This window comes from Tepidimonas ignava (assembly GCF_004342625.1).
Lineage (GTDB): Bacteria > Pseudomonadota > Gammaproteobacteria > Burkholderiales > Burkholderiaceae_C > Tepidimonas > Tepidimonas ignava.
The window spans coordinates 21725-34079 of sequence record NZ_SMAH01000011.1 but is presented as its reverse complement, the minus strand read 5'-3'; the positions used below and the strand labels follow the sequence as shown (position 1 = coordinate 34079).

Genomic DNA, 12355 nt, shown 5'->3' with positions numbered 1-12355 from the left:
CTGTCAGGCTTTTTCCGACACCGGCGTCAGGCCCCGCCCAACCGGCGCGCGCGGCCCGGTCAGCGGCGCCCCTGACCGTGCGCCACCCGGCGGCCGCACCGCTACAATGGCGACCACGCCAGCGGAAGTGTGGCCGAGTGGTTGAAGGCACCGGTCTTGAAAACCGGCAACCCGCAAGGGTTCGTGGGTTCGAATCCCACCGCTTCCGCCACCGTCTCACTCATGCCGCAGCGCCTCGATGGGGTCCAGCCGGGCGGCGCGGCGGGCGGGGAAGTAGCCAAACGCCACGCCGATGAGCGCCGCCACGGTGAACGCCAGGGCGTTGATGGCGGGCTCGAAAACGAACGGCACATCCATCGCCACGCTCAGCCCGACGCTGGCGGCCAGCGCCAGCAGCAGCCCCACCAAACCGCCAAAGGCGGCCAGCACCACCGCTTCGACGAGGAACTGGCCCATGACCTCGCGTTCGCGCGCACCGATGGCCAGCCGCAGTCCGATTTCGCGCGTGCGCTCGGTGACGCTGACCAGCATGATGTTCATGATGCCGATGCCCCCCACCACCAGGCTGACGGCGGCCACCGCCCCCAGCAGCATGGTCATGATGCGGGTGGTGCCCGCCATCGTGTCGGCCAGTTGCGCCGTGTCCAGGATGTTGAAGTTGTCCTCTTCACCGTCGGCCAGGCTGCGGCGTTCGCGCAGCACCGCACGCAAGGCGCTTTTGACGGCATCGGCGTCGGCGCCGTCCTGCATCGACACGTGCAGCGTGAACACGCGCGTATGGCCCACCACGCGCCGGTGCAGCGTGGTGATGGGCATCAGCACGACGTCGTCCTGGTCCTGACCGAACGCGCCGGTGCCCTTGGGGGCCAGGACGCCCACCACCTCGCACGGGATCTGGCGCACGCGCACACTGGCGCCCACCGGTGAGCTGGCGCCAAAGAGCTCGCGTCGCACCGTCTCGCCCAGGATGCACACCGCCGCGCCAACGCGCTGCTCGTCGTCGGTGAAGGGCCGGCCCTCGGCCAGGGTCCAGTTGTTGGTCAGCATCCAGTCCGCCGAGCCGCCGATGAGGCTGGCGCTCCAGTTGCGCCCGTTGGCCACGACGGCGCCGCTGGAGCGCGTTTCGGCCGCCACCGCAAGCACCCCGGGCACCTGGGTGGCGATGGCGTGGGCGTCGGCCAGCTTGAACGACGGCGCGCCACCGCCAAAGCCGCCCGGCCCGAGGCGCTGCCCGGGGCGCACTTGCAGCAGGTTGACGCCCAGGCTGGCGATCTGGGCCTGGATGGCGCGTGTGGCGCCGTTGCCCACCGTGACCATGGTGACCACCGCGGCCACGCCGATGACCACGCCCAGCACCGTCAGGAACGAGCGCAGCAGGTTGCGCCGGATCGAGCGCAACGCCAGCAGCAAGGTGTTGAGCCACATCGTCGTCAGGCCTCCGGGCTGGTCGCCGCCGTGGTGTCGCGCCGCTCCTCGCGCTCAATGCGGCCGTCGCGAAAGTGCACGATACGCTGCGCGTAGGCGGCGATGTCGGCTTCGTGCGTGACCATCAGCACGGTGATGCCGCGCTCGCGGTTGAGGCGGGTGATGAGCTGCATGATCTCGTGGCTGCGCTGCGAGTCCAGGTTGCCGGTGGGCTCGTCGGCCAGCAGCACCTGCGGCTGGGTGACGATGGCGCGCGCGATGGCCACGCGCTGCTGCTGGCCGCCGGACAGCTCCGCCGGGGTGTGGTGCTCCCAGCCCGCCAGGCCCACCTCGGCCAACGCGGCGCGCGCGGCGGCGTGGCGCGTGCGCGCGCGCTCGCCGCGGTAAATGAGCGGCAGCTCGACGTTTTCCAGCGCGGTGGTGCGCGGCAGCAGGTGAAAGCCCTGGAAAACAAAACCGAAGTAGCGCCGCCGCAGCAGCGCGCGCTCGTCGCGCGCCAAGCGCTGCACCGCCACGCCCTGGAAGCGGTATTCCCCAACGCTCGGGGTGTCCAGCAGACCCAAGATGTTCATCGCCGTGGACTTGCCCGAGCCGCTGGGCCCCATGATGGCGACGAACTCCCCCGCCCTGACCTCCAGGTCCACGCCACGCAAGGCCTGAAACGCCGCCGCCCCACTGCCGTAGGTGCGCTGCACCCCCATCAGGGCGATCAGCGGTGCCGATGCCGAGGTGCTCATCGCGCGCCGCGCCCGTTGCTGCGTTGCTCCACGATCACGGGCAGGCCGTCGGCCAACCCCTCGCCGCTGACTTCGGTCATGCGACCGTCGCTGATGCCCACCGTCACCGGCAGCGCCTGCGGCTGGCCGTCGCGCAGCACCCAGATCTGGCGCGGCCCGCCGGCGCGGGTGTCGACGCGCACCGTTTTGCGCCCGGCGCTGGGCGGCTTGGGCATGAACAGGCTGGCCAGCCCACCACCGGCGCTGGGGGCCGTGGGTTCGCTGGGCGCGAAGCGCAGCGCCGTGTTGGGCACCAGCCACACGTCCTTGCGCTCGGCGGCGCGGATGGTGGCGGTGGCCGTCATGCCCGGCCGCAGCGACAGGTCGTCGTTGGCCACGCCCAGGGTGGCGCTGTAGGTGACGACGTTGTCGGTCTTGGTGGCGCCGTAGGCGACACGCTCGACCTGCGCCGGGTAGCGCCGCCGCGGGTAGGCACTCACCGTGAACGTGGCACTTTGTCCTTCGCGCACATGGCCGACGTCGGCTTCGTCCACCGCCACGTCGAGCTTGAGGCGGCGCAGATCCTGTGCGATGGTCAGCAGCGTGACCGCCTGCAGCGACGCCGCCACGGCGTTGCCTGGGTCGACGTTGCGCGCCAGCACCACACCGTCGATGGGCGAGCGGATGGACGCTTTGGCCAGGTTGGTTTCGTTGGTGGACAGGGTGGCGCGCGCCTGCTCCACCGCCGCGCGGGCCACCTCCTGCGCGGCGCGGGCGCGCTGCAGCGCGGCCTGGGCGGCTTCGAGCTCGCTGGGCGACGGCGTGGTGCCGCCGCTGAGCTGCGCCAGCGTTTGCAAGCGCTTCAGGTTGGCCTCGGCCTCGGCGGCGGTGGCGTCGGCCTGCGCCACCTGCGCCTGCGCCGACGCCAGCGCCGCACGCGCGCTGTTGACCTGGTCTTGCAGCTTGGCGGTGTCCAGCACCACCAGCACCTGCCCCCGCTGCACGCGGTCGTTGACGTCGACCAGCACCTCGCGCACGGTGCCGGACAGCTCGCTGCCGATGTTGACCGAACGCACCGGCTGCAGCGTGCCGTTGGCCGTGACGTTGAGCACGAGGTCACCGCGCTTGAGGGGCTCGGTCACGTACACCGGGCGGGCCTGCTCGGCGCTGCGCACCTGCCAGCGCTGCCAGCCCCAGCCTGCGGCCAGCAGCACCAGCAGCGCGAGCCAAGGCCAGGGTCGCCGCCACAGCGGCCGCGGACGTTCGTCGCCCAGCAGGCGCTGCACGTCGGCGTCGGAGGGGCGTGTCGTTCGTTTCCACCAAGGCATGTCAGGGTCACCTCGATCGTTCGGGCACCGGGTCGGTGTCGGCGGGCTGCCAGCCCCCACCCAGGGCTTTGAACAGGCGCGCGTGGTCTGTGGCCCACTGCGCCTGGGCGGCGATGCGCTCGCTGCGCACGGCCAGCCACGTGCGCTGGGCGTCCAACAGCGTGCGCAGGTCAGCCAGCCCCGCGCGGTGGCGCAGCGTGGCCTGCTGCAGCGCCGCGGCCGCGGCTTCTTCGGCGGCCTGCAGGTGCCGCACGCGGGCACGGTCGCTGGCGATGGCCACGAGGGCGTTTTCGACGTCGCGCAGCGCCGCCAGCAACGCGCCTTCCAGCGCCGCGCGGGCTTGCTCCAGCGCCGCCTGTTGCTGGCGCACCTGGGCCTGGCGCTGCCCCGCGTCGAACAGCGGCGCGGCGACGCTGGCCACCAGCGCACGGGTCAGTGCAGCGGGGTCCAGCAGCTCGCTCACCCGCGGGGCTTGCCAGCTCAGGCTGCCCGTCAACGTCAGCGTGGGCAACCGGGCCGCGTCGGCCTGCGCCACGCGCGCCGCGGCGGCCTGCCAACGCGCCCAGGCGGCGGCCACGTCCGGACGCTGGCGCAGCGTGTCGGCCGGCACCGGCAGGGTCCAGGCCGGCGGCGGCTCGGGCGCACGCTCGGCGGGTTGCGCCAACGGCGCAGCGCCTGCCGGGCGGCCGGCCAGCAGGTTGAGCGCGTGCAGCGCTTGGCGTGCGCTGGCTTGCAGCGCAGCCACGCTGGCGCGGGTTTGCTCCAGGTTCGCGCGTGCGCTGTCCAGGTCTTGCTGCGCGCTCAGGCCGGCCTGCACGCGCCACTGGGTCAATTGCACGCTGTCGGTTTGCGCGGCCAGGCTCTGCTGGGCGGTTTGCAGGCGCTGCTGCGCGCTCCAAAGGTCCCAGTAAGCCGCCGCCACCTCGGCCGCCAGCGACACGCGCGTCCAGGCCAGCGACGCCGCCGTGGCGCGCTCGTCCGCTTCGCTGGCTTGCACGGCCGCGTTGCGTCGACCCCACAGGTCCAGTTCCCACTGGGCATCAAGCCCGGCGCTGACGGCGTGGGCACCGCCCGCCTCGGTGCGCGCCTGGCGCGCGCCGAGGCGGGCATCGACGCTGGGCCAGGTGGCGGCTTGGGCCGCTTCGCGCACCGCGCGGGCTTGCGCCAGCGCAGCCTGGGCCGCGCGCAGGTCGGTGTTGGCTTGCAGCGCCGCCTGCACCCAGGCGGTCAGCGCGGCGTCACCCAACCCTTCCCACCAACGCGCCACGTCCCACGCCGATGGCCCGTCGGGCGGCGCGGGTGCGGCGCCGTCCAGCGCCGTCCACGCGGTCGGCGTCTCGACGCTGAGCACCGGCCCGGGCGCCAGCGGGGCGCTGGCGCACCCGGCCAGCGCCAGCATCGGCACCGCCAGCCAGGTCAGGCGCCGGCGCGCGGTCATCGGGTGGGTGGGTGTCGTCATCGTGGGCGCCATCGTGCCACCGGTGCACTGCTGCCGTGTGTCGGTCACGTCAAGTTGTGTTGCTGCGCCGCCCCGGCCACGTGCACGGCGCGCACGGCGCGGTCGTCGCCCAGCATGATGAGGGCGAACAACCACTCCGCCAACGACTGCGCCTGCGCGCAGCGGCGCGCCAGCAACGGCGTGGCGGCGGGGTCCAGCAGCACGAAGTCGGCTTCGCTGCCGGGGGCCAGCGAGCCGACCGTGCCGGCCAGGCCCAGCGCACGCGCCGCCCCGGCGGTGTGCTGCCACCACAGGTCCAACGGCTCCAAGCTCACCCCTTGCTTGGCCTTGCCATCGCCGCGCACGGCGGCGCGCCCCACCGTGTAGGCCGTGCGCATCGTCACCAGGGGGCTGAAGCTCATGCCGCCCCCCACATCGCTGGCCAACCCGAGCACGATCCCCGCCGCGCGCGCCGCCGCGTAGTCGAAAAAGCCACTGCCCAAAAACAGGTTGCTGGTCGGGGCCACGGCGATGGCCGCGCCGCTGCGGCGCAGCAGCGCCCAATCGTCGTCCTCCAGGTAGATGCCGTGCCCGTAAACGGCGCGCGGGCGCAGCAGGCCAAAGCGCTCGTACACCGCCAGGTAGCTGCGGTCGTGCGGGTAGAGCTCGCGCACCCAGCGCACCTCGTCGACCTGTTCGGCCACGTGCGACTGAATCCACACGTCGGGGTAGCGGGCGGCCAACTCGCCCGCGCCGCGCAGTTGCGCGTCGCTGCAACTGGGGGCAAAGCGCGGCGTGATGGCGTAGCCCAGCCGCCCGCGCCCGTGCCAGCGCTGCAGCAGCGTCTCGGTGTCGCGCAAGCTGGTTTCGGTGTCGTCGCGCACGCCGTCGGGGCTGTGGCGGTCTTGCAGCACCTTGCCGGTGATCCAGCGCAGACCGCGGGCCTGGGCCTGGCTCAGCAGCGCTTCGACCGACGCCGGGTGCGAGGTGGCCCAGGTCAGTGCCGTGGTCACGCCGTGGCGCGCCATCTCGTCCAAAAAGAAGCGGGCCACCGCGTGGGCGTGGTCGGGGTCAGCCAGGCGCGCTTCCTGCGGGAAGGTGTAGCGTTGCAGCCAGGGCAACAACCCCTCGGCCGGCGCGCCGATGATGTCGGTTTGCGGGTAGTGCACGTGCAGGTCGATGAACCCCGGCGCCAGCAGCCAGCCCCGGTGGTCACGCACCGGCACGGTGGGGTGCGCCGCACGCACCGCGGCGTACGCACCCACGGCCAGCACCCGCTGCACCCCGGCCGCGTCCGGTGCGGTCACCAGCAAACCATCGTGTTCGAAGTGGGCCTGAGGACCGTCAGCGTGCGGGTCGAACCACAGCAGGGAAGCGCGCCAAGCTTGCATGGGGCGTAAGCTTAGCCGCCTTCAGCCACGCAGGTGGCGGTGGGGGACATGCTGCTGCCGCCACCAACCGTGCGGCGCCACCAGCAGCGACAGCGCGTACCACGCCCCCAGCAACAGCACGATGGTCGGGCTGGTGGGCCACTCCATCCGGTACGACCACCACAGCCCCATCCAGCCCCCAACCGCGGCGGTGGCCACGGCCCACAGCAGCATCGGCTGCCAGCGCCGCGCCCACAGCCGGGCGCTGGCCGCCGGCAACACCATCATGCCCACCGCCATCAGCGTGCCCAGGGCATGAAACGCCGCCACCAGGTTGATCACCACCAACGCCAAAAACCCTTGGTGCGCCCACGCGCCCCAGGGGCTGACGCCGCGCAGAAACGCCGGGTCGACGCACTCCATCACCAGCGGACGCCACAGCAGCGCCAGCCCGCCCACGGTCACGGCCGACACGCCCGCCAGCAGCGCCACCACCCCGTCGTCCAGCGCCAGCACCGAGCCGAACAGGACGTGCAGCAGATCGACCTGGGTGCCGCGCACCGAGATGATCAGCACCCCCAGCGCCAACGACACCAGGTACAACGCGGCCAGGGCGGCGTCTTCACGCAGCACCGTGTGGCGCGCCACCGCCCCCGCGGCCAGCGCCACCACCAAACCGCCCACCACGCCACCCAGCGTCATGGCGGGCAGCGACAGGCCGGCCGCCAGGTAGCCCAGCGCCGCGCCGGGCAAGATGGCGTGCGACATGGCGTCGCCCATCAGGCTCATGCGGCGCAGCATCAGCAGCACCCCCACCGGGGCCGCGCCCAGCGCCAGCAACGCGCAGCCGATCGCCGCCCGGCGCATGAAGTCGAACTCCAGCCCCGTGCTGGCCAGCAGCGCCGTCCACCACGCCTCAATGCCCATGGCCGGCCTCCGCTGCGTGGGGCGCGGCCCCGGGGTCGGGCAGGTCGCACACCTCGGCGGTGTCGTCAAAGGCCTCTTGCAACTGGCGCGCACGCAGCAGGTTGGCCTCGGTCAGCACCGCAGCCGTGGGGCCGTGCGCCACCAGCTCGCGCGCCAGCAACGTGGCCAGGGGGAAGGCTGCGCGCACCAGCTCCAGGTCGTGCAACACCGCGATCACCGTGCGGCCCTGCTCGTGCCAGCGGTGCAGCACACACAGCAGCTCTTGCAGCGTGCGCGCATCGACCCCCGTGAACGGCTCGTCCAGCAGCACCACCGGGGCGTCTTGCAGCATCAGGCGGGCAAACAGCGCCCGCTGGAACTGGCCGCCCGAGAGGGTGTCCAGCGTGCGCCGCTCGAAGCCGTGCAGCCCCACCTCGGCCAGCGCATGGGCCACGCGCGCGCGCTGGCCGGCGTCGGGCCGCCGCCACGGCCCCAGCTCGTGCCACAGGCCCATGGCGACAAGCTCGGCCACCGTGATCGGAAAGCTGCGGTCAACCTCGCTGAGCTGCGGCAGGTACGCCACCTGCGCCGGCGCCACGCCGTGGATGCGGCCGTGCATGGGCCGCAGCCGGCCCGCCACGCACTTGAGCAGCGTGGACTTGCCCGCCCCGTTGGGCCCCACCACCGCGGCCAGCGCACCGGCCGGCCAGCGCAGGCTGACGTGGTGCACCGCCGGGTGGCGCTCGTAGCCTGCGGTCAGGTCATGGACGACGATGTCAGCGGGTGCAGCCATGGGCCACGGCGCATAAAAAAGGCCAGTCGCTGGGACTGGCCTTGGGTGTATGGCGCGGCTGGCAGGATTCGAACCCACGACCCCTTGGTTCGTAGCCAAGTACTCTATCCAACTGAGCTACAGCCGCGTTGTTGTCGGAAGCCCGCATTATACACGCAAAAACGCGGCGCTTCGCACCACGGCCCCCGTCAATGACGGAAGTGGCGCACGCCGGTGAACACCATCGCCACGCCGCGCTCGTCCGCGGCGGCGATGACCTCGGCGTCGCGCACCGAGCCGCCCGGCTGGATGACGCAGGTCGCGCCAGCGTCCACCACTACATCAAGCCCGTCGCGGAACGGGAAGAAGGCGTCGCTGGCCACCGCCGTGCCCTGCAGGCTCAGGCCCGCCGCCTGCGCCTTGATGCTGGCGATGCGCGCCGAGTCGAGCCGGCTCATCTGGCCCGCGCCCACGCCCATGGTCATGCCGTCTTTGCAAAAGACAATGGCGTTGCTCTTGACGTACTGCGCCACGCTCCAGGCGAACAGCAGGTCTTGCAGCTCTTGCGCGGTGGGCTGGCGGCGCGTGACGACCTTGAGGTCTTGCGCGCGCAGCACGTGGTGATCGGCCGTTTGCACCAACACCCCGCCACCGACGCGCTGCAGGTGCAGCCGGTTGCGGGTGGCGGCCACGTCGGCCGGCAACGCGATGCGCAGCAGCCGCACGTTGGTTTTGGCTTTGAACACGGCCAAGGCCTCGGGCGTGAAGTCGGGCGCGATCAGCACCTCGACGAACTGTTGCGCCACCGCCTGGGCGGCCTGCCCGTCCAGCGTGCGGTTGAAGGCGATGATGCCGCCAAAGGCGCTGGTGGGGTCGGTCTGGAACGCCTTGCGGTACGCCTCCAGGGGGCTCGCACCCACGGCCACGCCGCAGGGGTTGGCGTGTTTGATGATGACGCACGCCGGGGCTTCGAACCCCTTGACGCACTCCCACGCCGCGTCGGCGTCGGCGATGTTGTTGTACGACAGCTCCTTGCCTTGCAACTGCTGCGCGCTGGCCAGCGAGCCCTCGGGCGCGTCCGGGTCGCGGTAAAAAGCCGCCTGCTGGTGCGGGTTTTCGCCGTAGCGCAGGTCTTGCACCTTGGTCCAGCACGCGTTGAACTGCGCCGGGAAGGTGTGCCGCGCGGGCACGGCGTCGGCCGCCGGCGCACCGGCGGTCAGATCCAGCGCCGACAGGTACTGGCTGATGGCGGCGTCGTACTGCGCGATGCGGTTGAACGCCGCCACCGCCAGCCGCAACCGCGTGGCGTCGCTGACACGGCCGGCGTCGCGCAGCTCGGCCAGCACCAAGGGGTACTGCTCGGGATCGGTCAACACGGCGACGTCGCGCCAGTTTTTCGCCGCCGAGCGCACCATGGCCGGACCGCCGATGTCGATGTTCTCAATGGCGTCGGCCAGCGTGCAGCCGGGCTGGGCCACGGTGGCCTCGAACGGGTACAGGTTGACCACCAGCAGGTCGATCGGTGCGATGCCATGGTCGGCCAGCGCCTGCATGTGCGCCGGCACATCGCGCCGCGCCAACAGACCGCCGTGCACCTTGGGGTGCAACGTCTTGACACGGCCGTCGAGCATTTCCGGAAAGCCGGTCACCTCGGCCACCTCGGTGACGGGCAGGCCGGCGTCGGCCAGCAGGCGCGCGGTGCCACCGGTGGAGATCAGTTGCACGCCCAGCGCGTGCAGCCCCTGCGCCAGCGCCAGCACGCCGGTTTTGTCGGAAACGGAAATCAACGCTCGCATGGTCTCGGGTCCTCGGGACAAGGTTGGGGAAATCGGTGGGTCGGGCGCTGGCCTCAGGGGCGGCCGCTGGACAGCAGGCCGTGCTGCTGCAGCTTTTTGCGCAACGTGTTGCGGTTCAGCCCCAGCCACTGCGCGGCGCGCGACTGGTTGCCGCGCGTGCGCGCCATCACCTCTTGCAGCAGGGGCTGCTCCACCGCGCGCACCAGCATGTCGTGCAGGTTGGCCGGCTCGGTGTCGCCCAGGGTGTCGAAGTAGGCCGCCAGGTTGGCGCGCACGCAGTCGGGCAGGCTGGGTGGGGTGTCCATCGTCGGGTGTGGGTGGTGGCTTCAAGCGGCCAGCGGCAGCGCTGCGGGCGGGTCTTGCAGGGTGTCCAAAAACGCGTGCAAGGCCTGCAACTGCTGCTCGGGCCGGGTGGCCTGCACGACCGCTTCGCGCAGGCGCTGCTGCGCCGCGGGCGCGCCGCCCAGCGCGCGCAGGTACCACAGCAGGTGCTTGCGCGCGCTGCGCACGCCGGTGTGCTCGCCGTACAGGTTGTAGTGGTCCAGCAGGTGCTCGGTGAGCCACGCGCGCAGTTGGGCCGGCGTGGGCGCCGGCATGGGCCGGCCCGTGCGCAGCTTGTGGTCGATTTCGGCAAACAGCCACGGCCGCCCCTGCGCCGCCCGGCCGATCATCACCGCGTCGGCCCCGGTGGCGCGCAGCACCGCGTCCGCGGCCTCGGGACTGTCGATGTCGCCGTTGGCCACGACGGGGATGCGCACCAGCGTTTTGATGAGGGCGGTGGTGGCGTGCTCGGCCTGACCGCTGTAGCCTTGCTCGCGCGTGCGGCCGTGGATGGTGAGCATGCGCACGCCGGCCTGCTCGGCCAGGCGCGCCAGCCGCGGGGCGTTTTTGGCCTGCGCGCACCACCCGGTGCGCATCTTCAACGTCACCGGCACGCCGTGCGGCTCGCACGCCGCCACCACCGCCTCGATGATGGCGACGGCCAGCGCTTCATCCTGCATCAGGGCGGAGCCGGCCCACTTGTTGCACACCTTCTTGGCCGGGCAGCCCATGTTGATGTCGATGATTTGCGCGCCGCGGTCGATGTTGTAGCGCGCCGCGTCGGCCATCATCTCGGGGTCGGTGCCGGCGATCTGCACCGCAATGGGCCCGGGCTCGCCCGCGTGGTTGGCCCGGCGCGCGGTCTTGAGGCTGTCGCGCAGCTCCGGGCGCGCGGTGATCATTTCGCTGACCGCGTAGCCCGCCCCCAGCCGCTTGCACAAGCGCCGAAAGGGCCGGTCGGTCACCCCGGCCATGGGGGCGACGAACCAACGGTTGGGCAGCGTGTAAGGCCCCAGGGTCAAGCCAGCGCTCATCGTGGTTGCTGAAAAAATGGGCATTGTAGCGTGCGGCCCACCCTGTCCAGCCGCCGCCCTATACTGCCGGCCGTCGTTGACCCGCCGCCGCCCCATGGATGCCTGGATCGCTCCCCTGCTGCACACGCTGAGCCTGCCCGAAGTGGGCTTGCCCACGGTGTTCGTGGTGGCGCTGGTGTCGGCCACGCTGCTGCCGATGGGCTCGGAGCCGGCGGTGTTTGGCTTGGTCAAGCTCAACCCGGAGCTGTTTTGGCCCGCGGTGCTGGTGGCCACGGCGGGCAACACGGTGGGCGGCGCCATCAGTTGGGCCATGGGCTACGGGGCGCACACGGCGATCGACCGTGCACGCGGCTCGCCAACGCACCTGCGCGCACTGGACTGGTTGGAGCGTTTCGGCCCCAAAGCCTGTTTGCTGAGCTGGCTGCCCGCGGTGGGCGACCCGCTGTGCGCGGTGGCGGGCTGGCTGCGGTTTCCGTTTTGGCCGTGCGTGGCCTACATGGCGATCGGCAAGTTCGCGCGCTACACGCTCATGACAGCGGCGCTGCTGTGGCTGCTGCCGGGGGATTGGCTGGCGCGCTGGGTGGGTTGAGGCGCGCACCCAGCGCCCGCTCGATCAGGCCGGGCAGCTCGCGCACCAGGTTGGGCTTGTGCACCACGGTCAGGCCGTGCAGCGCGTGCGCGTAGTCGGCGCGTTGCGCTTCGTCCAGCGAGGTCAGCACGATCAGCTTGCTGTCCCCCACCAACGCGTGGTGGCGCAAGCCCATGATCATCGACGCGCCGTCGATGCCGGGCAGCAGGATGTCCACGATCAGCACGTCGGGGTTGAGCTGACCAAACGACACCAGGCCCGAAATGCCGTCGTCGGCGACTTGCAGTTGCACCTGCGGAAAATGCTGCCGCATCAGCAACCGCACCAGCTGCTGAAAGTGCGACGAATCTTCGATCAACAGCACGCAGGGGGGGCGCGACGGCCGCCCGGCGCGCCGCCGCGCCGCCGCGCGGCCCGCGCCGACGCTGGCGCGGCTGCGTTGCAACCAGGCGCGCAGCGATTCGGCGGTGATGCGGCGATGCCCGCCGGGGGTTTTCCACGCCTCCAGGTCGCCGCGGTCCACCATCAGTTGCACCGAGCGCACGGCCATGCCGAGCAGGCGCGCCACCTCCAGCGTGGTGTAGTAGGGCTGGTCGTGGCTGTCGATGTCGATTTCGGTCACTTGGCGTTTCATTGTCGCCATTTTCACCGAAATCGCCG

General features: G+C 71.7%; 12 protein-coding genes and 2 tRNA genes. 2 read left to right on the top strand and 12 right to left on the bottom strand.

Annotated elements, in window-relative coordinates; translation table 11 throughout:
• Nucleotides 1–123 precede the first annotated feature (123 nt).
• A tRNA-Ser gene (locus EDC36_RS09220) sits at nt 124–211 on the top strand.
• A gap of 5 nt (nt 212–216) precedes the next feature.
• Here the strand turns inward: EDC36_RS09220 and EDC36_RS09215 are convergent.
• The 11 genes from EDC36_RS09215 to dusB all read right to left on the bottom strand — a co-directional run bounded on the left by EDC36_RS09215 (nt 217) and on the right by dusB (nt 11106).
• Nucleotides 217–1425, bottom strand: coding sequence for an ABC transporter permease (locus EDC36_RS09215; protein WP_132962969.1), 1209 nt, complete (start codon nt 1423–1425; stop codon nt 217–219).
• Nucleotides 1426–1430: 5 nt separating this feature from the next.
• Entirely contained in the window at nt 1431–2162 is a 732-nt protein-coding gene (locus tag EDC36_RS09210) for an ABC transporter ATP-binding protein (RefSeq protein ID WP_132962968.1), read from the bottom strand.
• Entirely contained in the window at nt 2159–3469 is a 1311-nt protein-coding gene (locus EDC36_RS09205; RefSeq protein ID WP_132962967.1) for an efflux RND transporter periplasmic adaptor subunit, read from the bottom strand. Before EDC36_RS09205 ends, EDC36_RS09210 begins: the two co-directional genes overlap by 4 nt.
• A gap of 7 nt (nt 3470–3476) precedes the next feature.
• The gene (locus EDC36_RS09200) at nt 3477–4928 is read right to left on the bottom strand and encodes an efflux transporter outer membrane subunit (protein WP_165902844.1); all 1452 of its coding nucleotides are present in this window, start codon (nt 4926–4928) and stop codon (nt 3477–3479) included.
• 44 nt (nt 4929–4972) lie between these two features.
• Complete coding sequence (guaD, locus tag EDC36_RS09195; protein ID WP_132962965.1) at nt 4973–6298, bottom strand: guanine deaminase; 1326 nt, start codon at nt 6296–6298, stop codon at nt 4973–4975.
• A 21-nt stretch (nt 6299–6319) separates the two neighbouring features.
• Entirely contained in the window at nt 6320–7204 is an 885-nt protein-coding gene (locus EDC36_RS09190) for a metal ABC transporter permease (protein ID WP_132962964.1), read from the bottom strand.
• The gene (aztA, locus tag EDC36_RS09185; protein WP_132962963.1) at nt 7194–7976 is read right to left on the bottom strand and encodes a zinc ABC transporter ATP-binding protein AztA; all 783 of its coding nucleotides are present in this window, start codon (nt 7974–7976) and stop codon (nt 7194–7196) included. Before aztA ends, EDC36_RS09190 begins: the two co-directional genes overlap by 11 nt.
• Nucleotides 7977–8026: 50 nt before the next feature.
• Nucleotides 8027–8103 (bottom strand) — tRNA-Arg (locus EDC36_RS09180).
• Nucleotides 8104–8164: 61 nt separating this feature from the next.
• On the bottom strand, nt 8165–9751 hold the full coding sequence (gene purH, locus EDC36_RS09175) for a bifunctional phosphoribosylaminoimidazolecarboxamide formyltransferase/IMP cyclohydrolase (RefSeq protein ID WP_132962962.1): 1587 nt from the start codon (nt 9749–9751) through the stop codon (nt 8165–8167).
• Nucleotides 9752–9804: 53 nt separating this feature from the next.
• Complete coding sequence (locus EDC36_RS09170; protein ID WP_132962961.1) at nt 9805–10056, bottom strand: helix-turn-helix domain-containing protein; 252 nt, start codon at nt 10054–10056, stop codon at nt 9805–9807.
• 21 nt (nt 10057–10077) lie between these two features.
• A complete protein-coding gene (gene dusB / locus EDC36_RS09165; RefSeq protein WP_132962960.1) occupies nt 10078–11106 on the bottom strand; it encodes a tRNA dihydrouridine synthase DusB in 1029 nt (342 codons plus the stop codon).
• A gap of 94 nt (nt 11107–11200) precedes the next feature.
• Between dusB and EDC36_RS09160 the strand changes: the two genes are divergently transcribed.
• Nucleotides 11201–11695, top strand: a complete 495-nt coding sequence (locus tag EDC36_RS09160; protein WP_132962959.1) for a YqaA family protein — start codon at nt 11201–11203, stop codon at nt 11693–11695.
• Here EDC36_RS09160 and EDC36_RS09155 read toward each other — a convergent pair.
• The gene (locus EDC36_RS09155) at nt 11634–12329 is read right to left on the bottom strand and encodes a helix-turn-helix domain-containing protein (RefSeq protein WP_132962958.1); all 696 of its coding nucleotides are present in this window, start codon (nt 12327–12329) and stop codon (nt 11634–11636) included. The genes EDC36_RS09160 and EDC36_RS09155 overlap by 62 nt on opposite strands.
• Nucleotides 12330–12355 lie beyond the last annotated feature (26 nt).

What these genes read in the sequence shown, in the direction of transcription:
- EDC36_RS09200 (WP_165902844.1), bottom strand. Translation starts at nt 4,928, where the DNA reads ATGACGACACCCACCCACCCGATGACCGCGCGCCGGCGCCTGACCTGG.
- EDC36_RS09170 (WP_132962961.1), bottom strand. Translation starts at nt 10,056, where the DNA reads ATGGACACCCCACCCAGCCTGCCCGACTGCGTGCGCGCCAACCTGGCG.
- EDC36_RS09160 (WP_132962959.1), top strand. Translation starts at nt 11,201, where the DNA reads ATGGATGCCTGGATCGCTCCCCTGCTGCACACGCTGAGCCTGCCCGAA.
- EDC36_RS09205 (WP_132962967.1), bottom strand. Translation starts at nt 3,469, where the DNA reads ATGCCTTGGTGGAAACGAACGACACGCCCCTCCGACGCCGACGTGCAG.
- dusB (WP_132962960.1), bottom strand. Translation starts at nt 11,106, where the DNA reads ATGAGCGCTGGCTTGACCCTGGGGCCTTACACGCTGCCCAACCGTTGG.
- guaD (WP_132962965.1), bottom strand. Translation starts at nt 6,298, where the DNA reads ATGCAAGCTTGGCGCGCTTCCCTGCTGTGGTTCGACCCGCACGCTGAC.
- EDC36_RS09155 (WP_132962958.1), bottom strand. Translation starts at nt 12,329, where the DNA reads ATGAAACGCCAAGTGACCGAAATCGACATCGACAGCCACGACCAGCCC.
- purH (WP_132962962.1), bottom strand. Translation starts at nt 9,751, where the DNA reads ATGCGAGCGTTGATTTCCGTTTCCGACAAAACCGGCGTGCTGGCGCTG.
- EDC36_RS09210 (WP_132962968.1), bottom strand. Translation starts at nt 2,162, where the DNA reads ATGAGCACCTCGGCATCGGCACCGCTGATCGCCCTGATGGGGGTGCAG.
- EDC36_RS09215 (WP_132962969.1), bottom strand. Translation starts at nt 1,425, where the DNA reads ATGTGGCTCAACACCTTGCTGCTGGCGTTGCGCTCGATCCGGCGCAAC.
- aztA (WP_132962963.1), bottom strand. Translation starts at nt 7,976, where the DNA reads ATGGCTGCACCCGCTGACATCGTCGTCCATGACCTGACCGCAGGCTAC.
- EDC36_RS09190 (WP_132962964.1), bottom strand. Translation starts at nt 7,204, where the DNA reads ATGGGCATTGAGGCGTGGTGGACGGCGCTGCTGGCCAGCACGGGGCTG.